This is a genomic window from Bacillus sp. MMSF_3353, assembly GCF_030733445.1.
Classification (GTDB): domain Bacteria; phylum Bacillota; class Bacilli; order Bacillales; family Bacillaceae_G; genus Bacillus_A; species Bacillus_A wiedmannii.
Window position 1 is genome coordinate 89,673 of record NZ_JASHJA010000005.1, and the last position, 20,200, is coordinate 109,872.

Here is a 20,200-nt window from a genome sequence, read left to right on the forward strand (position 1 = left end):
AAGGGGGGAGTAATATGAAAGCAACAGGAATTATTCGAAAAGTAGACGAATTAGGACGAATTGTTATTCCTAAAGAGTTACGAGAAGTATTAGGAATACAAATCAAATCACCACTTGAAATTTTCGTAGAAGAAGATAAAGTCATTTTACAAAAATATCAACCTTACAATGCTTGTCAAATAACAGGTGATGTTTCAAATCAAAACATATCATTAGCAAATGGAAACATTACTGTTAGTATAGATGGAGCGAAACATTTAATAAAAGAAATAGAGAAGTTTTTAAATAAGAGTGAGGCTTAGTCTTAATTTATTTTATTTTTAAAATTTCATATCATTCTTTAAAAACTATGAAAGGACCATTAAATTGGTCCTTTTATTTTGGTTATTGGTTGTACCAATCGAATTTTTGGTGAATAAAAATTACGAGATAAATAAAAAGAGTAGTATAGAATTAGTAAGCTATATTGAGAAATATTTTTAAGGAAGGAAAACGAAACGAATAAAACGAATGTTACATTTAAACCTTTTCAAAAGTGGTCTGAAATGAAAATAATATATTTTCAGGAGGGATTACGATGAATAGTAGTACAGCGAATAAACAAAAAGGTATACAATTGATTCCTTTTACAGTAGATAAGGTGGTTGAACAAGTAAATGAAATTCCACCAGGTGTACAACTCATTCATGCTCCACAAGTATGGGAGAAGAGTGCGAAAGGAAATGATATTGTTGTTGCCGTATTAGATACAGGTTGTGATGTGAATCATATAGATTTAAAGGATCGCATTATCGGTGGAAGAAATTTCACGAAAGATTACGAAGGGGATCCAAATATTTATCTTGATAATAACGGACACGGTACTCATGTAGCGGGGACAATTGCAGCGACTGAAAATGGTGTCGGTGTTTTAGGAGTTGCACCACTTGCTAAAATGTTAGTGTTAAAGGTTTTAGCGGGAGATGGTTCTGGAAGTTATGAGCAAATTATTGAGGCGATTCATTATGCTGTAAATTGGAGAGGGCCTAATAAAGAAAGAGTTAGAGTTATTTCAATGTCACTTGGTGGCCCGCAGGACGTTCCAGAATTACATGAAGCGATTCAAAATGCAGTAAAGCAAGATGTTCTCGTCGTATGTGCTGCTGGGAATAATGGAGATTGTAATGATAATACAGAGGAACTAGATTTCCCAGGTGCTTATTCCGAAGTAATTGAAGTCGGCGCTGTCAATTTAGAACGGAAAATCGCATGTTTTAGTAATTCGAATCAAGAAATTGATTTAGTGGCGCCAGGTGATGAAATATTATCTACGTATCCTGAAGGGAAATATGCGGTATTAAGTGGAACTTCTATGGCGACACCGCATGTCGCTGGAGCGCTGGCATTGCTCATTAAGCAGTGTGAGAGAGAATATGGTAGAAAGTTATCAGAGCCAGAAATATATGCACAACTTATTAAAAGAACTGTACCTTTAGGGTATGAACGTACATCTGAAGGGAATGGATTAATAGATTTATTAAAAGAATAGCAAATACTAAAAACATCTCATAATTTTATGAGATGTTTTTTTGTATGGCTTTGTCGAATATATCGTGGAATCTAGTATTTATTTCTTTTTCATGAAATGTTTATTAGGGTGGTGGTTATCCCATAGATCTGTTCATAAAATGATAAAAGGTACATAGAACTGGCATCGTAACAACGAAAACCGCTATAAGGTTAGAGGAGGTATATACTGATGATATATCAAGCTATCCAGCAGTTAATTGATCGTGCTATTGAAGTTCAACTGATTGAAAAAGAAGATGAAATATATACAAGGAATCAAATCCTTTCCTTACTTCGTTTAGATGACTTTGTAGTGGAAGCGTCAGCGCCCGCGCCCGCAAAGAAAGCAATTTCGGAGTTATTGGAAGAGTTAATTGAATATGCTTGTATGCATAAAGTCATTGAGACAGTAATGGACGAGAAGGAGGTTTTAGCAAGTGCAATTATGGATGTTTTTATGTCCAAACCGTCCGTTATCAATTCTCTATTTTATGAAAAATACGAACAAAATCCGAAGGCTGCGACAAATTACTTCTATGAGTTAAGTAAAAACAGCAACTATATCCAAATGAAGCAAATTGCCAAAAATATAAATTATAAAGTAAATACGGAATATGGACCCATTGATATAACGATTAACTTATCAAAACCGGAAAAAGACCCGAAACAAATTGCTAGAGAGAGAGTATTGGAAAGTACAAATTATCCAAAATGTTTACTCTGTATTGAGAATGAAGGATATAGAGGCAGAATTGGACATCCAGAACGCACGAATCATCGTATGATTCGTATGAATCTTACAGATGAAAGCTGGTTTCTACAGTATTCTCCGTATATATATTTCAATGAACACTGTATTGTATTGTCTTCAGAACACCGTGATATGAAAATTGACCGTCAAACATTTTTACGTTTGTTAAAATTTGTAGAAAAATTCCCGCATTATTTTCTTGGTTCTAATGCTGATTTGCCTATTGTAGGAGGATCTATTCTAACACATGACCATTATCAAGGTGGAAACTATGAATTTGCTATGGCAAATGCATCAAACGACCTAATTTTTGAACTAACTAACTTTCCAGAAATGCAATGTTCTATTATTAAATGGCCTATGTCAGTTATTCGCTTAAGAAGTAAAGACATAGAACAAATAGTAAATGCAGGGGAGTACATATTAGAGAGGTGGAAGGGATATAGTGATCCATCTGTTAATATATTTGCATTTACGAATGATATTCCACATAATACGATAACTCCGATTGCTCGTTACCGGAATAGTATGTACGAATTGGATCTTGTTTTGCGGAACAATCGTACAAGTGAAGAACATTTGTTAGGTATTTTCCACCCTCATGCGGAAATACAGCATATTAAAAAGGAAAATATCGGTCTAATTGAAGTAATGGGGTTAGCAGTACTTCCGGCGCGTTTAAAAACAGAACTTCAGGAAGTGGAAAAATTCTTACTTAACATTCCAAGTGATATTCCAACGCTTCATATACGATGGGCTGAACAATTAAAAATCAAATATTACCATCGGATACATGAACAAAATGTACAGGAGATAGTAAGAGCAGAATTAGGACAGAAATTTATACAGGCGCTTGAAGATGCTGGCGTTTTTAAACGAGATGACGAAGGGATATCGGCATTTAAACGTTTTATTCAGAGGTTAAATAAGGAATGAACTTAGTAGTGATGGTGATTACAAAATGACCTAATTATATGATAAGGGAGGTAATAATATGGAGGAGTGTGAGCATAAGCAACTACAGGAATTGAAACAGATAGGCGGCCCTATATTAATGATGTGTATAAAATGTAATCAAATAATTAAAGTGTCCAAAGGATCCAGTACAAAAATAAAGTGAAAAAGAATGAAGCGTATATATTTCTAGTGTGTGATGAACAAAGTTCCTTCTGATTAAAGTTGCATTTTATTAAAAGAATAGAACCATACTAAAAAACATCTCATATGAATATGAGATGTTTTTAGTATGGTTCTGTCGCATGTAATACGACGTCTAATAAACCAGGGAATCTAGCATGTAAGTCATCTTCACGAATTGAAATGAAACGTTGTGTTCCTTCAATGCGTGTATACATAACACCGGATTCACGTAAAACCTTGAAATGGTGAGATAAAGTTGATTTCGCAATTGGAATGTTTAACGCACCACAAGATTGTTCATTTTTCTCTAATAGCATTGTTACAATTTGTAAACGAATTTGATCGCTAAGTGCGTATAAGACTGAAGAGAATTGAATTTCTTCTCGGTTTGGATGATAAAGAGTACGCATTTTTTTCACCTACTTGTATCAGTTAATATAGTTTGCACTATAACATATAAAGTGGTATATTTCTATTGTTCGAATATGTTCGAACAATAGAAATATAGGGGGAGAAAAAATGAAATATACAAAATTACAAAAGGCAGGGTTACATATTTCGAAGTTGGGGTTAGGAACAAACGCTGTAGGGGGGCATAATTTATATGCTAATGTGAACGAAGAAGAAGGAAAACGATTAATAGAAGAAGCTATCCAGCGAGGGGTTACATTTTTTGATACAGCGGATTCATACGGTCTCGGTAGATCAGAGGAATTGGTAGGAGAAGTATTGAAAGGAAAACGTCAAGAAGTTGTACTTGCTACAAAAGGTGGAATACAGCCGTTATTAAATGGAGAAGTTTATATTAATAATGAACGAAGCTATTTAAGAAATGCTGTGGAAAATAGCTTAAGAAGATTACAAACTGATTATATTGATTTATATTATTTACATTTTACAAATCCAGAAACAAGTTACATAGATTCAATTGGAGAGCTTGCTCGTCTAAAAGAAGAAGGTAAAATTCGTGCAATTGGAATATCTAACGTAAACGTAGAGCAATTAAAAGCAGCGAATCAGCACGAACAAATAGATGTTGTACAATCACCGTATAATATGTTGGATCGTACTGCTGGAGAAGAACTTTTGCCGTATTGTATAGAATCAGGTATTTCATTTATACCATACGGGCCTCTTGCTTTTGGGATACTAGGTGGAAAATATACAGAAGATTTTAAATTAAACGAAGGCGATTGGCGTCAAAGTGTAAATCTATTTGAAGAAAATACATATAAGAGTAACTTTAAAAAAGTTGAGAAGTTAAAAGGTTTAGCTAAAGAAATGAATCTTGAAGTATCACATTTAGCTTTAGCATGGCTATTAAATAAAAAAGGCATTGATACTGTTATTCCTGGTGGGAAACGAGCGGAGCAAATAAGAGAAAGTGTAAGAGCGGTGGAAGTTTCATTGAATGAAAAGGTTATGGAAGAAATTAAATCTATTTTAGAAGATTAGTTGAGAAGAGGGGGACTTCCCTCTTTTTATATAAAAGGAGAAGGTTTAAATGAAAAGAGTACTAGCTGTATTCTTTACGATCATGTTTATGATAGGTACAGATACTTTCTTAATTTCACCACTTTTACCGACATTACAGAAGGTGTATCATGTTTCAACTGAGCTGTCAGGGTGGATGGTGAGTTCATATGCTTTAGGATACGCTGCATTTTCATTTTTTGGTGTATGGCTGTCCATTCAATTTGGCTTACAAGTTCATGAAGTAGGTACAACTATGCTTATATTAGGATTAGGGAATTTAGCTGGTAATATTTTTGGCCCTAGAATCACAAATAAAATTGGTTATAACCTTTCTTTCTATGGTGGAATTATATTTACAGCAGTGCTATATGTATTACTTCCTCATGTAAAGAACATTATATTGGTGGAGTTATTGTTCTTTGTTTTGTTTTTTGTGACAGGAATTTTGTTTGTATTAATGATGAGGCACTTACAAAACATATCTAGTGTAGCAAGAGGAACAGGAGCCGCGCTTGCTAATGCTTCTATGTATATTGGTCAAATGATTGGAGCGGCAATAGCAGGACTGCTATTTGCAGCATCTCACAATTTTATACTTATAGGTAGTTTTACTGCGTTACTATATATAGGAGCTTTATTTTTGTTTAGAAAAAGTGAAAAGCTTAATGAAGATAGTGAAACAGGAATTGTATCATAAAGCCTGTACAAATAAAAAAGAGCTATATCTCCTCTTTTGAGGTGACATCAAATAAAGCGAGTGCAAGAAGTGCAGTTAGTCTATCAATGAAAATAGCAGTTAGAAACCACATATGAAATCAATATTAGAAGAGTAATAATACAAAGGGATCTTTGAGTGCAGAGATTAAAGAAAATAGACAAATAGTATAAAGGTATCGTAATAAAGTTATGAGGAATCCAAAAATAAAAAATCCCTACAGAGATAGGGATTCATATATCGGCATATAGTTCCTTGGAAAAGGATATACTTAGTTTAGCATATAGGACTACTTATATTTGTGAAATAGATGTGAAATAGCTGTGAAAAAATTCTAAATAAAAAGCACTGTTTTAGCTAATGTAACTAAAACAGTGCTTTTCTCTTTGATTGAACTGTTGCTGCATTTTCATCATGTATGCCTGCATCTTTAATAATTCGTTGTTTTGCTTTATTTAATAGATGGTCTACTGCTTCACCAAAATAATTAGCTTCGCTTTTTGTGCGGGCTTCTCGTAAACATTTATAGTTTTCTAGCAGTTCCTCTTTTTCAGTGTTTGTTAAGAAATCTTCTATTTTCTTTTTTGTCATACGAAACACCCTTTCTTCTGACAAACGACGCAATAGAAAATATTTATTGTTTATTATAGCAATAATTTTTAAAGAAAGTATAGACTAACGTCGTAATAATTTGTCAATTTCTTGAATCTTCTCATCAGCTTTCCCAATTTGTTTATTTTTAGCCTGCTCACCACCAAGCGCTTGGTGCAGTAAGAAAGTCTGACCGGAAATAGCAGTCACAATGGATACTTTAATAATTTCTTTTATTAAGGTAACATCGAATAAAACGAGTCCAAGAAGTGCAGCTAGACTACCAGTGAAAATATCAGTCAAAAACCCAAAGTGAAAAAAAGTTTTCAAACGGCGTGGAAGCAATAACTTACCTTGGTTATTGATTAGATGGGAAACGAAACCGGTAATGCCACCAACGAGTATAGCGGTTAGCCATTGATACATTTCCATCGAATCCACTCCTTTTAGTGAATAAGATTCGATTCTTTTATATTGATTCCTTTTAATATTTCATAGAAGCATATTGAGAAAGTTTGTTTGGGTTTATTACGTATTCAATTTAATTATAACAGAAAAATCTGACATATTTCAGTCTATTATATGAAGCGGTTATTCCTTAATATGAATGTAGAAAGGGGTGCGTGAGATGAATATAGATTATCGAATAAGAAGTATGGATGGTTATACAAAAAATATAGGGGAATTAGTAAGCATGCTGGAGCATACGAGGGCTGTAACATTACAGGAAATAAACGATCTATCAGTTGAGCAAGTAGATTTCATTATGACGAGTGGAGGGAATTCCATCGGAGCGTTACTAAAGCATATAGCAGCTGTAGAAAAAGCCCATCAACTTATTTCATTTCAAGAGCGCGACTTTACAAAAGAAGAATTAGAAATATGGGAAGACGCACTGTATTTAGGGAAAGCGGGGAGAACAATCCGTGGTAATGAAATACAGTATTATATACAAATTCTACAAAGTGTTCGAGAAGAATCTCTGAAGTATTTGAATGAACAAGATGATGAATGGCTTATGTCAGAAAGAAAGTGGCCTAACGGTGTAGCGTATAACCAGCACTATCTGTGGTTTCATGTGCTAGAAGATGAGATTAGTCATCGTGGACAAATTAGAATGATGAAAAATAAAATGTTTGAAAATTGCGTTAAATAAGGTAGCTTTTTAAATAAATATTCCATATAATGAGAGTAATTAAAATGAGAACGGGGTGATGTATTATGGTGAAAATAACGTATATGAATCATAAACCAAATACAAAGGTGGATGGAAAGGGCGAGACTGTATAAGTGAGCGCACGATCCTTCCGCTTAGCTTAAACTAGGGAGGATATCAATTTGAATCAAAATATTTTAGAATCATTCGGCTGGGATTCTTTTTTTGAAGAACAAGCTGTAGAGAACTTTGAAGTAGGGCGTATTTTACTAGAGCATAAACATATATATCGAATTATTTGTAATGATGGTGAATATATGGCAGAGCTGTCTGGAAAGTTTCGGCATGAAGCAGTAACGAAGGGAGATTATCCAGCGGTTGGTGATTGGGTGTATATAAAGAAAATAGAGAATGAAAAGAAAGCAATTATTCATCGTATTTTTCAAAGAAGAAGCTCTTTTTCTAGACAAGAGGCTGGTAATCGAACGGAAGAACAAGTAATAGCAGCAAATGTAGATTATCTATTTTTAGTAAATGCACTTAACCATGATTTTAACGTAAGAAGAATAGAACGTTATTTACTATTAGCGTATGAAAGTGGTGCAATGCCTGTTATTGTTTTAACAAAGAGTAGCTTATGTGAAGACGTGGAACAGAAAATTGTTGAAACGGAAGCTGTGGCAATTGGTGTTCCGATCTTCGTCGTTGATAGTTTAAAGCATACTGGTATTGAATCGCTGCAGCAATTTGTTTCTTCAGGAAAAACAATTGCTTTAGTCGGGTCATCGGGGGTTGGAAAATCCACTTTGTTAAATGCACTCATAGGACTTGAAGTAGCAAAAACGGGAGATATTCGTGAGGAAGATAGTAAAGGAAGGCATACGACAACTCATCGTGAATTGTTCCGATTACCGAGTGGTGGTTTAGTTATTGATACTCCGGGTATGAGGGAGCTACAGCTTTGGGAAGGAAGCGATGCAATTCAAACAACATTTTCTGATATTGAAGAATTAGCAAAAACGTGCCGTTTTAGGGATTGTAAACATGAAAATGAGCCAGGGTGCGCAGTGCATAGTGCAATTGATAACGGAATTATTACGATAAATCGTTTGCAAAGCTATAAAAAATTACAAAGAGAACTGGCGTATTTTATGAGAAAACAAGATGCTATTCTTGCGAGAGCAGAGCGTGATAAGTGGAAAAAGATTTCTAAACAGCATAAAAAAATATGAAAAGCCAAAGGGTGGTTCCCTTTGGCTTTTTTTGTATTTGTAAATTTTATAATAATATTATTCAAATATATAGACAAAGGGAATTTAATTGTTTAAACTTTACAAAGTATTCATCGTAATAGATTATGAAAATAATAATTTAGGGATGGGAAATGTTTACAACTCGCTAGATTTAACTATTGAAATTGAAAAGCAGGAGGTTTGTAATGGGTAGACTATTAAATTGGTTTCGTGATATGAAAGTAGCAAAAAAACTACTAATTTCGTTTTTTGTCATTTTAATTGCGGCTGTCTCTATTATTGGAGGCATGTCTTATCAAACAGCTAAAAAGAACTTTGAATCACAAATTACGAGCAGTGCTCACGACAATATAAAAATATTAGATAATTTAATCAATCAAATGATTGAGGCGAAATTTAATGATGTAAATAATTTTGCACGGGTGATTCAAGGTAATATGTATCAAGGGGATAATCAAGATGAATTAAGAAAAATGTTATCTCAATATATTAATTTGAATAAAGATGTTGAACAAGTATACTTTGCTGGGAATGATAAGAAATTTGTGCAAGAACCAAATATACAAATGGCAGCAGACTATGATCCAACAGAACGTTCTTGGTATAAAGATGCAGTGGCAAAACAAGGGGGTATTGTCGTTACTGAGCCATATAAGGCGCAAGGAAATGGACATATTGTCGTAACGATTGCAAAACAAGCAGAAGATAAAAACGGTGTTGTAGCAATAGATTTAAGTTTAGATAATTTATTAAAAACAACAAAGTTAATCAATATCGGTAAAAAGGGATATGCTTTCATTTTAGATGGAAAACAAAAAATAATTGCACATCCTCAAGAAAAATCAGGAGAAAAAGCAGCTGATTCTTGGGCGAAGAAAATTTATGAAGATAACCATGGTGCTTTTTCATATATGTATGATGGCAGCGAAAAACAAATGGTATTTGCTACAAATGTAAAAACAGGTTGGAAAATCGGTGGAACGATGTACTCAAATGAAATAATTGAAGCTGCGCAGCCTGTATTTTATAATATGTTAATTGTTATGTTCATTTCATTAGTTATAGGCGGAGCACTTATTTATTTTGTGACACTTTCTATAACGAAGCCATTAAAAAGATTAGTTGCTACTTCTAAAGAAATAAGTGAGGGAGATTTAACGCAAACAATCGAGATTTATTCTAATGATGAAATTGGCCAACTTGCAAAAGGATTCAATGAGATGACAGATGCATTGCGAACGTTAATTGGAAGAATTAATACGTCGGCTGGACATGTTGCAGCAGCATCAGAAGAGCTAACGGCAAGTGTAAGACAAGCGAGTGAAGCAACTGAGCAAATTACAATGGCAATGGATGAAATATCGAGCGGGGCAACAACGCAAACAACGAGCGTAGAAAATGGTGCAATGTTATTATTTGATGTAACAGAAGGAATTCAGCATGTAGCAAATAGTTCATCATCAATTAGTATGGCTTCTGCTCATACTCGTGAAAAAGCAGAAGATGGCGGGAAACTAGTAGGAAAAACAGTAAATCAAATGCAGTCTATTGCAGAATCTGTTTCACAATCAGATGAAGTTATACAGTTGCTAAATAATAAATCAAAACAAATTGGTGACATACTAGAAGTCATTCAAAATATTGCAGATCAAACGAATCTTCTAGCTTTGAATGCGGCAATTGAAGCTGCAAGAGCAGGAGAGCACGGAAGAGGATTTGCGATTGTTGCAGATGAAGTACGTAAATTGGCGGAGAAGTCTAGTGTATCTTCTAGTGAAATTAGTAAATTAATATGTGAAATACAAGATGACATGAGTAAGACGGTAAAATCAATGGGGCATGTAAATGAAGAAGTTCAATCTGGACTTGTTATTGCGAATGAAACGAAGCAAAACTTTACTGAGATTTTACTATCTACAAATGAAATTGCAGATCAAATTAAAACGATGGTTGAAACGGCTAACGGGATGTCAAAAGGTGCAAATGAAGTGTCTATTTCAGTAGGTCAAATTGCAATGACAGCACAGAACAATGCGACAAGTACTCAAAACGTTGCAGCATCAGCAGAAGAACAACTAGCGTCCATTGAGGAGATTAGTTCGGCGGCTGGTACATTATCTCAAATGGCTGAAGAGTTACAAGGGTTAATTGAAAGATTTAAAGTTTAACAGAGGACAGACTATCTCCAAAATAGCAGTATGCTATTGGAGTAGTCTGTTTTTATTATGTAAAATGAAATGAGATTGAGAGTATCTTTATAATATTTAAAGGTATATTTTGTATGATATTTGTCGAAAAATAGAGGTATTTGTTTGCTTTGTGTATAATTATAATCGTATAAAATGCAAATAAAGGAGATTACTATGGGAGTTTATTGGGGTACCAAAAGACATTCTTGGCTTAGTTATGTCTCATTTTGGTTAAGTATTTCATTTTTTATTGTCTTTCTAATTGAAGTGTTTATTTTAAAAACACTTTCGAATAGTTCGGTGCAAATTGTTAAATATTTTTATTTTATACTTGTACCAGTAAACATCTTTCTTAGTTTAAAGTTACTCTTTAAGAAGAATGAAAAGAAAGCATTACCTATTTTTAGTTTCATCGTATCATTATTATTTACAATTTTAATACTAGTATTAGCGTTAGTAGCTACGGGGAAATTCTTTTAAGGGGAGTGATAAAAGTCACTCTTCTTTTTTGTGATTGTAAGGAAATACTAAGCGGAGGATGGACAAAGAGTGCATTTACTTATGTTTGATATGATTGGAAAGCGTTAGAAGCATATTAAGAAATATAATGAGAGACAATTCATATAATAATGAAGAGAATCAGGTGTTTTACATGCAATTATGAAGCAAATGAATACGGTAAAAACGACGATATATGGTACAATACATATGGATAGTGATAGAGATAAAGGGTATATAAAATACTCATCGTTTTTTAGTAAGAGAGGGGTTATCTTATGCTATACGAGGATTTGATGACATTATTTCAAGCAGCTCCGAAAGAAGAAGGTAGAGGCGGCTGGAAATATATAATCCAGGAACGAAATGATAAATATGAAATTGTTGATGAACTGTTGAAAAATCAAATGAGTGTTGAATTGTATTTTAATGAATATGATGAGGTGAAAATCACTTTATATAAAGATGGAATGCCTATTTCTACTATGCAAAGAATTGCGATTTCAAAAGTTGAATTAGACGAAGAGGAAGAAGGAATTCAATTCGTTTTAGAACGTATGCCTAGTCGGATGATTCGGTTGCAATTAAAGCCATATTTAGCACTCGAAATGGGGCCGTACTGGGAAGTATGCGATGATTGTGAATGAACATAAAAGAAGCATCCAATAACATGGATGCTTCTTTTATGTTTTTTGAAGTTGTTTAAAAGCAATAATTGGCAGTAAAATGATGCTGACCCATCCAATTATAGGATATAGAATGTGGAGTAATTCACTGTAACCAATGTAACTAAAGCAATAACTAATTAGTAAAATGAAGAAAATAATATTGTTACTTTTCCATCTGGTGATGGATTGAATTTGTTTTGTCATTCCGAACACATTACCAACTAAAGTTGTGAACACTTCACCGAAAATGATAAGAACAAAGAAAAAGTGAAAAGTTGCATTGAATTTTCTTATGACTTCAGCCATTGGGATATTATATTGATAAAATTGATCGACTGATAAAATAGCTAAATGGCTACATAATAAAATTAAAGAAAGTCCTGCACCGCCTAAAATACCGCCCCATAAAATGGCCTTTCGATCTTTTACTTCACTGGCTAACGGGACGAGAACGCTTTGGGCGAGAGAAAGATTTAAGGCGACATATGTAATAGGACTAGTAATCCACTTCATATTCCAGCTTTCTGCAGGAATAGTGTCACTAATAGGAGTTGTACCGTGAAAAAAAGTTGTAATAGCAAGTCCGATAATAAAAATCATCATAATAGGTACGACAAGTGTATTAACTTCAAAAACCCCTTGTAATCCGCGACTACCTATAATGAGACAGGCGATCAATATAATGAAAATACCAAGTTGTCTTGGTAAACGAAGTTGCTCTTCAAATACCGCCCCAGCTCCTGATAACATAACGCTCGTTACACCAAATAATACGAGTAATAATAGTGTGTTTACAACATTGCCAACTACATCCCCAAATAAATATTTGTTAAATTCTTGCGCTGAAAATGCACCGATTTGTGATGAAAGTAACATCATCTTTGTGCCAAGCCAAATAAAAAAAAATCCACTTACACATATGCCAATTGTTCCATATAATCCGTTCACTGTAAAAAATTCAACGATTTCTCGTCCAGTAGCAAATCCAGCTCCAACGACTGTTCCAATATAAGTAGCAGCGACCTTCTTTGCTACTTGCCATTGTTGATTGTCCATGTTATCCCTCTTTCTACTACGATGAGCTTGATTTACTATTATGCATATGTATGAGCTTGGACAATTAGACGTATGAAGTGTTTGAAAACATACATGAATTAAAAGATATTAGGGAAGTATTAAAGGTGTTAAAACTTTGTTACATATGAGCCAATCGTTCGAAAGGATAGGAAATGTATGGTAACATGTAACTAGGTTATTAAAAGATAAACATTATGAAATGATAAGAGGAGTGGATTGTATGAGTACGAAAACAAATGTTGTTGAAGTATTAAACAAGCAGGTAGCAAACTGGAATGTGTTATATGTGAAACTACATAATTATCACTGGTATGTGACAGGACCACACTTCTTTACGTTACATGAGAAATTTGAAGAGTTTTACAATGAAGCTGGAACAAATATTGATGAATTAGCAGAACGTATTTTAGCGTTGGAAGGTAAACCGCTAGCGACAATGAAAGAATATCTTGCAACATCTAGTGTGAGTGAAGGGACAAGCAAGGAATCTGCAGAAGAAATGGTGCAAACATTAGTGAATGATTACTCTGCACTTATTCAAGAATTAAAAGAAGGTATGGAAGTTGCTGGCGAAGCTGGCGATGAAACATCAGCAGACATGTTGTTAGCGATTCATACAACATTAGAACAACATGTATGGATGCTAAGTGCGTTCTTAAAATAAATATAAGTATATAAAGAAAAAAGTCATTGAAAAATTCTTTCAATGGCTTTTTTTGTCATTTTTCAGTTTTCTTTTATGCTATAATATAGTAAAAAGGAGGCGATGCAATGTTTCGCTTTTTCAGAACTGGAAAAGAAGAGCGTGAAATTACGAAAGATGAATTAGAACAAGCGATGGCTAAGTTTCTAGAAACGAATGCTAATATTGTTTATACAGTATTAGTAAATGATGATTATACAGTAAATTATGATTTGTTAAAGCCGTATTTACTTGCATTTCCAACAAATAGTTTTCTTATTACGAAGGAAACGCTTGAGGTATTTGAACATACAGAAGAAAATCTAAACCTAGTTAAAGAAATTGATATCGTACAAAAAGCAGTAGATCAATACGTAACAGAAAAAGAAATGTTTCCAATTGTTGAAGGTAGTGAAGATCGCCTTATATGCGGGATGAAATTAGGGCCGTATTTAAATCGTATATTAAAAAGAGACTTATATATTTCAGAAAAACACTATTTAGTTTCAAGTAAACCAGACAGAAAAAAACAAAAGAGTGGGTAGATGTATTGAAAACAACAATAAATATATTGTTGTCTTTTTTTGTTTAGTAAAATATTGATTTTTCAGTTTATTAAATTTTATACTAAACTTATTGGACGAAGAGAAGTAATGATTAAGTATTGTTAGCGTGAGTTATATACAGTGATTACAGAATGGTATAAAGGTTTGAGAAATAAATATTATAAAAGATTACGGGGGAATGGATGTATGAAAAATAGTATGACTTACATTCAATTATTAAATGAAACGTTACATTGTTACGCAAATAAAGGGAGTTTGGAAGCGTACACTTATATAATGGAGCATGCTAAAGGTGTAGTGGGGAATAAAGCGCAAATATATAATTTTAAATATGCGCTAGCGAGTGCAGCGGGGCTTGAAGAAGAAGCGTTACAGATAATGAAGGAAGCTATTATAGACAATGGATTTTGGTACGGAAATGAGTATTTAATTTCGGACGATGATTTAACACCACTACATAAATTTGAAGAGTTTCATAAAATGGTTCAATTATGTAAAGAAAGAGAAGAATTAGCAAAGAAAACAGAACGAGCAGACGTGAAATATTTAGACAGCAATAAAGAAGGAAAACTATTTATTGCAATGCACGGGGATCAAGAAAATATAGAAATAATAGAACCATATTGGAAATCTGTTTTGACACAAGATTATACGTTAGCTTTACCACAATCTTCGCAAATTCAGTTTTCAGATGGATTTGTTTGGGATGATAAACATAGAGGGAAAGAGGAATTAAAAGAGCATTACGTTATGTTTATAGAAAATCATACAGTAGAAAGTGTAATAATTGGTGGTTTTTCTGCTGGCGCAAGAGTAGCTTTGTATACAATTTTACAAAAAGATATAGATGTAGATGGTTTTATTTTTGTGGCGCCGTGGCTTCCAGAGATTGAAGAATGGAATGAGTTGTTGGAAGTGTTACAGAATAAAAATATAAAGGGATATATAGTGTGTGGGGATCAAGATGAAGATTGTTTCGAATGTACGCAGCAATTTGTACAATTATTAAGAGATAAGAATATAGAACATGAGTTTAAAGTTATACCCAATTTAAATCATGATTATCCTAAGGATTTTGATGAACTATTAAAAGAAGCTATTGAATATATAGACGACAAAAATAATAAGTAGTAAAAAAGGGAGATGCATCATAATTGATGTATCTCCCTTTTGTCATTATAAATGAAAAGCATTTGCTAGTAAGCGATAAGAATTCAATTTATCTTCAAATCGATGAGTAATTGTGACAATCATAAATTCATCAGTATTGTACGCTTTGCTTAAGTTTACGATTTGTTCTTTCACAGAAGATGGATCACCGACGATCATACGTTGACGATTTTCTTTTATACGGAATAAATCATAAGCGCTGTATGAATAATTTTGTGCAGTTTCGATAGAAGGAGTACCAGTTGTACGCTTTCCTTGTTCTAGTAATAAGATTGATAAATCTAAACTAGAAGCAATTTTTTCCGCCTCTTCATTCGTTTCTCCGCAAATAACAAAAATAGAGACGATTGATTTTGGTTTATCTCCTAAATAAGAAGGTTGGAACTGTTCTTGATAAGCATTCATTACTTCAGGGCCACCGTATCCGTTAATGAACTGTGCGAATGCAAAAGAAGCACCTTGTTTTGCGGCAATCATTGCACTCTCTCCGCTAGAACCAAGCATCCACATCTCGGGAGATGTTGGAATGACAGGAGTAGCCTTTAAATTTGCATAATGATGGTTTTCTGGTACTTGATCATGTAAGTACATTGCAACATCTGCAATTTGTTCTGGGTATTGATCAAGTGAGACCATTTTGCCTTCTTGAAGTGCGCGAGTTGCAATTGGCATACCACCAGGTGCTCTGCCGACACCAAGATCAATACGATTTGGATAAAGCGCTTCTAAAACACGGAAATTCTCAGCAACTTTATATGGGCTATAGTGCGGCAACATAACACCACCTGAACCCACTCTCATACGATCTGTTTTTGCTGCAATATGTGAAATAAGTACTTCAGGACTTGAACCAGCAAGGCTGACAGAGTTGTGATGCTCCGATACCCAAAAGCGTGTATATCCGAGTTTTTCAACTTCTTGCGCAAGTGTAACTGTATGTGAAAAAGCTTGGGCTGCTGTACTACCATCTGAAATAGGTGATTGGTCTAATACGCTTAATTTGATCATAGAATATACCTCTCAATCTTAATGTACATCCTATTATATATTTACTTACGAAAAATGCGTAATAAAATGCTCAAAATAAAAAGTGGATAAATTCTATATTTACTTTTAACGAGAAAATCCTCGTTCATAATGATTCATTTCGGCTAAATTTAATATATATTCGTAGTTATCAATCTCAAGTTTTAGTTGTTCACGCTCTTTTTTAGATAGATGCTTACAACTAAGTTTGTTGCATAGTTGTTGTTTCTTTTCTTCTAAATACTTCTTTGTAGCGTGGTAGTCGTAAGTTTGTTTCATTTTTAACCACTCCTTCTTTGCTGTTGCTATATTATACGAAGCGTGAAGAGGTGTGAAAGCTAACTCTTATGTACTTTTAGTGAATATTCCTCTTTCTATGTTGTTATGTTTATAGGAATTTATGAATAAAATGCACTAAACCACTAATGCCCATAAAAGCCCGATTGGTTCAACTAATAATCAGTAGGGGAAGACCCCCCCACTGATTATAGTTTCACTTTATGAAGTAAGGGGTGGAATTGTGCAGAAAGATATAATGTATAACACTGAGATGGATGAAACGTTAAAAGTTATAAATAAAGGGTTAAAGAAGACGACTCGTCCGAAGCGAATTATAGTAGTAGGGGCCGGTATGGCTGGGTTGGTTTCGGCATCTTTATTAAAAGCTGCAGGACATGATGTGAAGATTTTTGAAGCAAACAACCGGGTAGGTGGCCGCATAGAGACGGTTAGAATGGAAGATACCGGATTATATTTAGATGTTGGGGCAATGAGAATTCCGTATTCGCACACATTAACGATGGCATATATAAGAAAATTCGGGCTACAGGTAAGCCCTTTTATTAATAGGAATGAGACAGATATCGTTTACGTAAATGGCCGAAAAACGACATTAAAACAATATGAAAAAGATCCAAGTATATTAAAGTATCCTGTGGAAATGAATGAAGTTGGGAAAACGTCTGAGGAGCTATTAATGTTAGCGGTGCAGCCCATTATAAATTTTATAAAAAAGAACCCAGAGAAAAATTGGGATATTGTAGTAAAGGATTTTGGGAGATACTCTACAGGACAATTTTTAAAGTATTACCCTTATCAATATAATACTTACTTTTCACCAGTAACAATCGAGATGATTGGTGTTTTATTAGATTTAGAAGGTTTTTTGGAAAGGTCATTTGTTGAGACGTTACGCTTTTTATATATTATGCAAGTGGAGAGTGGATTTTGTGAAATAGTAGGCGGGAATGATAGATTACCGAAGTCCTTTTTACCACAATTAGAAGAAAATATTATATATAATCAAAAATTAATGAAGCTACAACAACATGATAATGGTGTGACAGCTTTCTATCGAAACGAGGAAACTTTTGAGTATAGTAGTATTACAGGGGATTTAGTTATTATTACAATTCCATTTTCGACAATGCGCTTTGTGGAAGTAGATCCATTTAATTCTATATCTCATGAAAAATGGAAAGCGATTCGTGAATTGCATTATATGCCAGCGACGAAAATAGGAATTCAATTTAAAAGTCGATTTTGGGAAGAACAAGGACAATTAGGTGGCAGAATTATAACGGATTTACCAATTCGTTACGCCTATTATCCAAGTCACGGAATTGGAGAAAAAGGACCTGCTATGATGTTAGGAAGCTATACATGGTCTTATGATGCGTTGTTATGGGATGGGTTATCAAAAGGTGATCGTATTTATTACACACTACAAAATTTAGCGACCATATTAGGCGGTCAAGTATATGATGAGTTCATGTCTGGCATATCAAAAAGTTGGACATTGGATCCATATGCACTTGGAGGATTTGCGCTATTTCAGGCAGGTCAAGAATCTGAGCTACAACCAGCGATTATAAAACCAGAGGGGAGATTATACTTTGCAGGTGATCATACAACGTTATATCACGGATGGATACAAGGTGCAATTGAATCTGGAGTTCGTGTAGCGGTAGAGGTAAATAATTAAAATGTATAAAATTCAGAAATTTCTTTACTGTATAGTTTGAGATGGATATTATTATATATAAAAGAATTAAAAGGAGTGTTGAAAGTGAATCCGTTATTATTTGATTTTCCTTCTGAATTTTATACTGATAGGCTATTTATTCGAATGCCGAAACCGGGTGACGGTAAATCTGTATACGATGCAATTCAAGCTTCTATGAAAGAATTAAAACCTTGGATGGTTTTTGCACAAAAAGAGCAAACAGAGGAAGAAGTAGAAGTGAGCATTAGAAAATCGCATATTCAATTTTTACAGCGTGAGGATTTAAGATTACTAGTTTTTTCGAAAGAAACAGGTGAATTTATTGCATCAGCTGGATTGCATCGTATTAATTGGGATATACCTCAATTTGAAATTGGGTATTGGATTGATTCAAGGTTTAGTGGAAAGGGTTATATGGTAGAGGCTGCAAAGGGTATAACAGATTATGCTTTTTCTGAGCTGAAAGCAAATCGCGTAGAAATTCGATGTGATTCTTTAAATAAGAAGAGTGGAGCGATACCTGAGAAATTAGGATTTAAGTTAGAAGGTACATTGGAAAGTGCGAGTGTAGCGGTAGATGGAAATGGATTAAGGGATATGTGTGTATTTGCCATGACTAGAAATACATATGAAAAAGAAGAGCTGTAAAGAAACAGCTCTTCTTTTTGTGTATTATGGTACAGGATGTCCATTAGAGCTTTCGAAAATTGTAAACCATTGTTGACGATCTAAATTAACTTTTGTAGCAAGGGCGGCTGTTTTAACACGATCTAATTTACCAGATCCAACGATTGGCATCATGTTAGCTGGATGAGCAAGCAGCCATGCATACATAACTGTATCGATGCTAGTAACATCTAGTTCAGTAGCAACCTTCTGTAAAGTTTCACGTAAACGTACAGCACGTTCTGATTGACCAGTAAAGATTTCTCCGCCAGCAAGAGGCGACCAAATCATAGGATTGATTCGCTTTTCTTGGCATAAATCAATTGTCCCTTTTTCGAAATGTTCAAGCTGCATCGCAGATACTTCAATTTGATTTGTAATGAGCGGGAAATCTAAATAAGAACTTAACATATTAAACTGTGAAGGTAAAAAGTTAGATACACCGAAGTGACGGACTTTTCCTTCTTGCTTTAAGCGTGAGAACGCTTCTGCTACTTCATTTGGATCCATAAATGGATCAGGGCGATGAATGAGCAGTACATCAATATAATCTGTATGTAAGTTTTGTAGTGAGTCTTCCGCGCTTTTTATTATATGTTCAGCACTCGTATTGTAGTGCGCAACATATCTCTCTGGAAATTTTGGTGATGGGGGAGCGATTCCACATTTTGTGATAATTTGCATGTCTTCGCGTAAGGAAGGCTTGAGTTGTAACGCTTCTCCAAATAATCCTTCACACGTATATCCGCCATAAATATCAGCATGATCGAAAGTAGTAATTCCCATATCCATACAAGCTTCCATAAAAGAAAGTAACTCTTGCTTTGGCATATTCCATTCTGCTAAACGCCAAAAACCTTGAATAATACGAGAAAATTCTAGTGTTTCGGCCATTTGAACTCGTTCCATTATAAGTACCTCCTTGATGAATGAATCATTTTTTGAAAAGGCTTTCTTGCTACATATTATTATATAGTTACAGTGTCGTACATACAATAAATATGTTTTGCTACAAAAACGATT

The 20,200-nt window shown here is 34.1% G+C and carries 22 protein-coding genes and 1 pseudogene; 16 read left to right on the forward strand and 7 right to left on the reverse strand.

Going from position 1 to position 20,200, the window contains the following annotated elements:
- Nucleotides 1-14: 14 nt before the first annotated feature.
- From RBB48_RS13930 to galT, 3 genes are all read left to right on the forward strand, one after another.
- Entirely contained in the window at nucleotides 15-302 is a 288-nt protein-coding gene (locus RBB48_RS13930; protein WP_048543174.1) for an AbrB/MazE/SpoVT family DNA-binding domain-containing protein, read from the forward strand.
- A gap of 275 nt (nucleotides 303-577) precedes the next feature.
- Nucleotides 578-1,528 (forward strand): serine protease, encoded by a 951-nt coding sequence (locus tag RBB48_RS13935; protein WP_088063095.1) that lies wholly within the window; start codon nucleotides 578-580, stop codon nucleotides 1,526-1,528.
- 210 nt (nucleotides 1,529-1,738) lie between these two features.
- Nucleotides 1,739-3,235, forward strand: coding sequence for a UDP-glucose--hexose-1-phosphate uridylyltransferase (gene galT / locus RBB48_RS13940; RefSeq protein ID WP_306007773.1), 1,497 nt, complete (start codon nucleotides 1,739-1,741; stop codon nucleotides 3,233-3,235).
- Nucleotides 3,236-3,540: 305 nt separating this feature from the next.
- Here the strand turns inward: galT and RBB48_RS13945 are convergent, their stop codons facing one another.
- Complete coding sequence (locus RBB48_RS13945; RefSeq protein ID WP_064474209.1) at nucleotides 3,541-3,849, reverse strand: ArsR/SmtB family transcription factor; 309 nt, start codon at nucleotides 3,847-3,849, stop codon at nucleotides 3,541-3,543.
- Nucleotides 3,850-3,958: 109 nt separating this feature from the next.
- Between RBB48_RS13945 and RBB48_RS13950 the strand changes: the two genes are divergently transcribed.
- From RBB48_RS13950 to RBB48_RS31685, 3 genes and pseudogenes are all read left to right on the forward strand, one after another.
- The gene (locus tag RBB48_RS13950) at nucleotides 3,959-4,894 is read left to right on the forward strand and encodes an aldo/keto reductase (protein ID WP_088609004.1); all 936 of its coding nucleotides are present in this window, start codon (nucleotides 3,959-3,961) and stop codon (nucleotides 4,892-4,894) included.
- A 49-nt stretch (nucleotides 4,895-4,943) separates the two neighbouring features.
- Nucleotides 4,944-5,612, forward strand: coding sequence for an MFS transporter (locus tag RBB48_RS13955; RefSeq protein WP_306007774.1), 669 nt, complete (start codon nucleotides 4,944-4,946; stop codon nucleotides 5,610-5,612).
- A 152-nt stretch (nucleotides 5,613-5,764) separates the two neighbouring features.
- Nucleotides 5,765-5,951, forward strand: a pseudogene (locus RBB48_RS31685) (hypothetical protein).
- Nucleotides 5,952-5,996: 45 nt separating this feature from the next.
- On the opposite strand, the gene RBB48_RS13960 reads toward RBB48_RS31685, so the two are convergent.
- Together RBB48_RS13960 and RBB48_RS13965 are read right to left on the reverse strand one after the other, a co-directional pair.
- Nucleotides 5,997-6,221: a hypothetical protein gene (locus RBB48_RS13960; protein WP_000162604.1), complete on the reverse strand. Its 225-nt coding sequence runs from the start codon at nucleotides 6,219-6,221 to the stop codon at nucleotides 5,997-5,999.
- Between the two features lie 84 nt (nucleotides 6,222-6,305).
- Entirely contained in the window at nucleotides 6,306-6,653 is a 348-nt protein-coding gene (locus RBB48_RS13965) for a DUF4257 domain-containing protein (RefSeq protein WP_060490074.1), read from the reverse strand.
- A gap of 196 nt (nucleotides 6,654-6,849) precedes the next feature.
- Here RBB48_RS13965 and RBB48_RS13970 point away from each other — a divergent pair, with 196 nt between their 5' ends.
- The 5 genes from RBB48_RS13970 (at nucleotide 6,850) to RBB48_RS13990 (ending at nucleotide 11,964) form a co-directional block, all read left to right on the forward strand.
- Entirely contained in the window at nucleotides 6,850-7,377 is a 528-nt protein-coding gene (locus tag RBB48_RS13970) for a DinB family protein (protein WP_262719801.1), read from the forward strand.
- A 182-nt stretch (nucleotides 7,378-7,559) separates the two neighbouring features.
- Entirely contained in the window at nucleotides 7,560-8,609 is a 1,050-nt protein-coding gene (gene rsgA / locus RBB48_RS13975; RefSeq protein ID WP_088063100.1) for a ribosome small subunit-dependent GTPase A, read from the forward strand.
- A 206-nt stretch (nucleotides 8,610-8,815) separates the two neighbouring features.
- Nucleotides 8,816-10,798, forward strand: coding sequence for a HAMP domain-containing methyl-accepting chemotaxis protein (locus tag RBB48_RS13980; protein ID WP_306007775.1), 1,983 nt, complete (start codon nucleotides 8,816-8,818; stop codon nucleotides 10,796-10,798).
- Between the two features lie 195 nt (nucleotides 10,799-10,993).
- Nucleotides 10,994-11,299, forward strand: coding sequence for a hypothetical protein (locus RBB48_RS13985; RefSeq protein WP_000539573.1), 306 nt, complete (start codon nucleotides 10,994-10,996; stop codon nucleotides 11,297-11,299).
- A gap of 296 nt (nucleotides 11,300-11,595) precedes the next feature.
- Complete coding sequence (locus RBB48_RS13990) at nucleotides 11,596-11,964, forward strand: DUF3979 family protein (RefSeq protein WP_000965083.1); 369 nt, start codon at nucleotides 11,596-11,598, stop codon at nucleotides 11,962-11,964.
- A 36-nt stretch (nucleotides 11,965-12,000) separates the two neighbouring features.
- Here the strand turns inward: RBB48_RS13990 and RBB48_RS13995 are convergent, their stop codons facing one another.
- On the reverse strand, nucleotides 12,001-13,041 hold the full coding sequence (locus RBB48_RS13995) for a YkvI family membrane protein (RefSeq protein ID WP_087982788.1): 1,041 nt from the start codon (nucleotides 13,039-13,041) through the stop codon (nucleotides 12,001-12,003).
- A 241-nt stretch (nucleotides 13,042-13,282) separates the two neighbouring features.
- On the opposite strand from RBB48_RS13995, the gene RBB48_RS14000 reads away from it, so the two are divergent.
- The 3 genes from RBB48_RS14000 to RBB48_RS14010 all read left to right on the forward strand — a co-directional run bounded on the left by RBB48_RS14000 (nucleotide 13,283) and on the right by RBB48_RS14010 (nucleotide 15,441).
- Complete coding sequence (locus tag RBB48_RS14000; protein ID WP_000105195.1) at nucleotides 13,283-13,726, forward strand: Dps family protein; 444 nt, start codon at nucleotides 13,283-13,285, stop codon at nucleotides 13,724-13,726.
- A 107-nt stretch (nucleotides 13,727-13,833) separates the two neighbouring features.
- Nucleotides 13,834-14,289 carry a DUF3939 domain-containing protein gene (locus RBB48_RS14005; RefSeq protein ID WP_060490081.1) on the forward strand — a complete coding sequence of 152 codons (456 nt, stop codon included), beginning with the start codon at nucleotides 13,834-13,836 and terminating at the stop codon, nucleotides 14,287-14,289.
- Nucleotides 14,290-14,496: 207 nt separating this feature from the next.
- Nucleotides 14,497-15,441, forward strand: a complete 945-nt coding sequence (locus tag RBB48_RS14010; protein WP_097908270.1) for an alpha/beta hydrolase — start codon at nucleotides 14,497-14,499, stop codon at nucleotides 15,439-15,441.
- 45 nt (nucleotides 15,442-15,486) lie between these two features.
- Here RBB48_RS14010 and RBB48_RS14015 read toward each other — a convergent pair whose 3' ends face one another.
- The gene (locus RBB48_RS14015) at nucleotides 15,487-16,488 is read right to left on the reverse strand and encodes an LLM class flavin-dependent oxidoreductase (RefSeq protein WP_306007776.1); all 1,002 of its coding nucleotides are present in this window, start codon (nucleotides 16,486-16,488) and stop codon (nucleotides 15,487-15,489) included.
- 105 nt (nucleotides 16,489-16,593) lie between these two features.
- Nucleotides 16,594-16,785: a DUF3896 family protein gene (locus RBB48_RS14020; protein WP_048543153.1), complete on the reverse strand. Its 192-nt coding sequence runs from the start codon at nucleotides 16,783-16,785 to the stop codon at nucleotides 16,594-16,596.
- A 241-nt stretch (nucleotides 16,786-17,026) separates the two neighbouring features.
- On the opposite strand from RBB48_RS14020, the gene RBB48_RS14025 reads away from it, so the two are divergent.
- Together RBB48_RS14025 and RBB48_RS14030 are read left to right on the forward strand one after the other, a co-directional pair.
- Entirely contained in the window at nucleotides 17,027-18,490 is a 1,464-nt protein-coding gene (locus RBB48_RS14025; RefSeq protein ID WP_098649353.1) for a flavin monoamine oxidase family protein, read from the forward strand.
- Nucleotides 18,491-18,574: 84 nt separating this feature from the next.
- Nucleotides 18,575-19,159, forward strand: a complete 585-nt coding sequence (locus RBB48_RS14030) for a GNAT family N-acetyltransferase (protein WP_306007777.1) — start codon at nucleotides 18,575-18,577, stop codon at nucleotides 19,157-19,159.
- Between the two features lie 24 nt (nucleotides 19,160-19,183).
- On the opposite strand, the gene RBB48_RS14035 is transcribed toward RBB48_RS14030, so the two are convergent.
- Nucleotides 19,184-20,086, reverse strand: coding sequence for an aldo/keto reductase (locus RBB48_RS14035; RefSeq protein WP_088063104.1), 903 nt, complete (start codon nucleotides 20,084-20,086; stop codon nucleotides 19,184-19,186).
- Nucleotides 20,087-20,200 lie beyond the last annotated feature (114 nt).

Bases quoted from the DNA above. Each gene is read 5' to 3' on its own strand.
- RBB48_RS13965 (WP_060490074.1), bottom strand. From the start codon at position 6,653: ATGGAAATGTATCAATGGCTAACCGCTATACTCGTTGGTGGCATTACC.
- RBB48_RS13985 (WP_000539573.1), top strand. From the start codon at position 10,994: ATGGGAGTTTATTGGGGTACCAAAAGACATTCTTGGCTTAGTTATGTC.
- RBB48_RS13970 (WP_262719801.1), top strand. From the start codon at position 6,850: ATGAATATAGATTATCGAATAAGAAGTATGGATGGTTATACAAAAAAT.
- RBB48_RS14000 (WP_000105195.1), top strand. From the start codon at position 13,283: ATGAGTACGAAAACAAATGTTGTTGAAGTATTAAACAAGCAGGTAGCA.
- RBB48_RS14005 (WP_060490081.1), top strand. From the start codon at position 13,834: ATGTTTCGCTTTTTCAGAACTGGAAAAGAAGAGCGTGAAATTACGAAA.
- RBB48_RS13945 (WP_064474209.1), bottom strand. From the start codon at position 3,849: ATGCGTACTCTTTATCATCCAAACCGAGAAGAAATTCAATTCTCTTCA.
- RBB48_RS13955 (WP_306007774.1), top strand. From the start codon at position 4,944: ATGAAAAGAGTACTAGCTGTATTCTTTACGATCATGTTTATGATAGGT.
- RBB48_RS14010 (WP_097908270.1), top strand. From the start codon at position 14,497: ATGAAAAATAGTATGACTTACATTCAATTATTAAATGAAACGTTACAT.
- RBB48_RS14020 (WP_048543153.1), bottom strand. From the start codon at position 16,785: ATGAAACAAACTTACGACTACCACGCTACAAAGAAGTATTTAGAAGAA.
- RBB48_RS14015 (WP_306007776.1), bottom strand. From the start codon at position 16,488: ATGATCAAATTAAGCGTATTAGACCAATCACCTATTTCAGATGGTAGT.
- RBB48_RS13980 (WP_306007775.1), top strand. From the start codon at position 8,816: ATGGGTAGACTATTAAATTGGTTTCGTGATATGAAAGTAGCAAAAAAA.
- RBB48_RS13950 (WP_088609004.1), top strand. From the start codon at position 3,959: ATGAAATATACAAAATTACAAAAGGCAGGGTTACATATTTCGAAGTTG.
- RBB48_RS13995 (WP_087982788.1), bottom strand. From the start codon at position 13,041: ATGGACAATCAACAATGGCAAGTAGCAAAGAAGGTCGCTGCTACTTAT.
- RBB48_RS14035 (WP_088063104.1), bottom strand. From the start codon at position 20,086: ATGGAACGAGTTCAAATGGCCGAAACACTAGAATTTTCTCGTATTATT.
- galT (WP_306007773.1), top strand. From the start codon at position 1,739: ATGATATATCAAGCTATCCAGCAGTTAATTGATCGTGCTATTGAAGTT.
- RBB48_RS13930 (WP_048543174.1), top strand. From the start codon at position 15: ATGAAAGCAACAGGAATTATTCGAAAAGTAGACGAATTAGGACGAATT.
- RBB48_RS13990 (WP_000965083.1), top strand. From the start codon at position 11,596: ATGCTATACGAGGATTTGATGACATTATTTCAAGCAGCTCCGAAAGAA.
- RBB48_RS13960 (WP_000162604.1), bottom strand. From the start codon at position 6,221: ATGACAAAAAAGAAAATAGAAGATTTCTTAACAAACACTGAAAAAGAG.
- RBB48_RS13935 (WP_088063095.1), top strand. From the start codon at position 578: ATGAATAGTAGTACAGCGAATAAACAAAAAGGTATACAATTGATTCCT.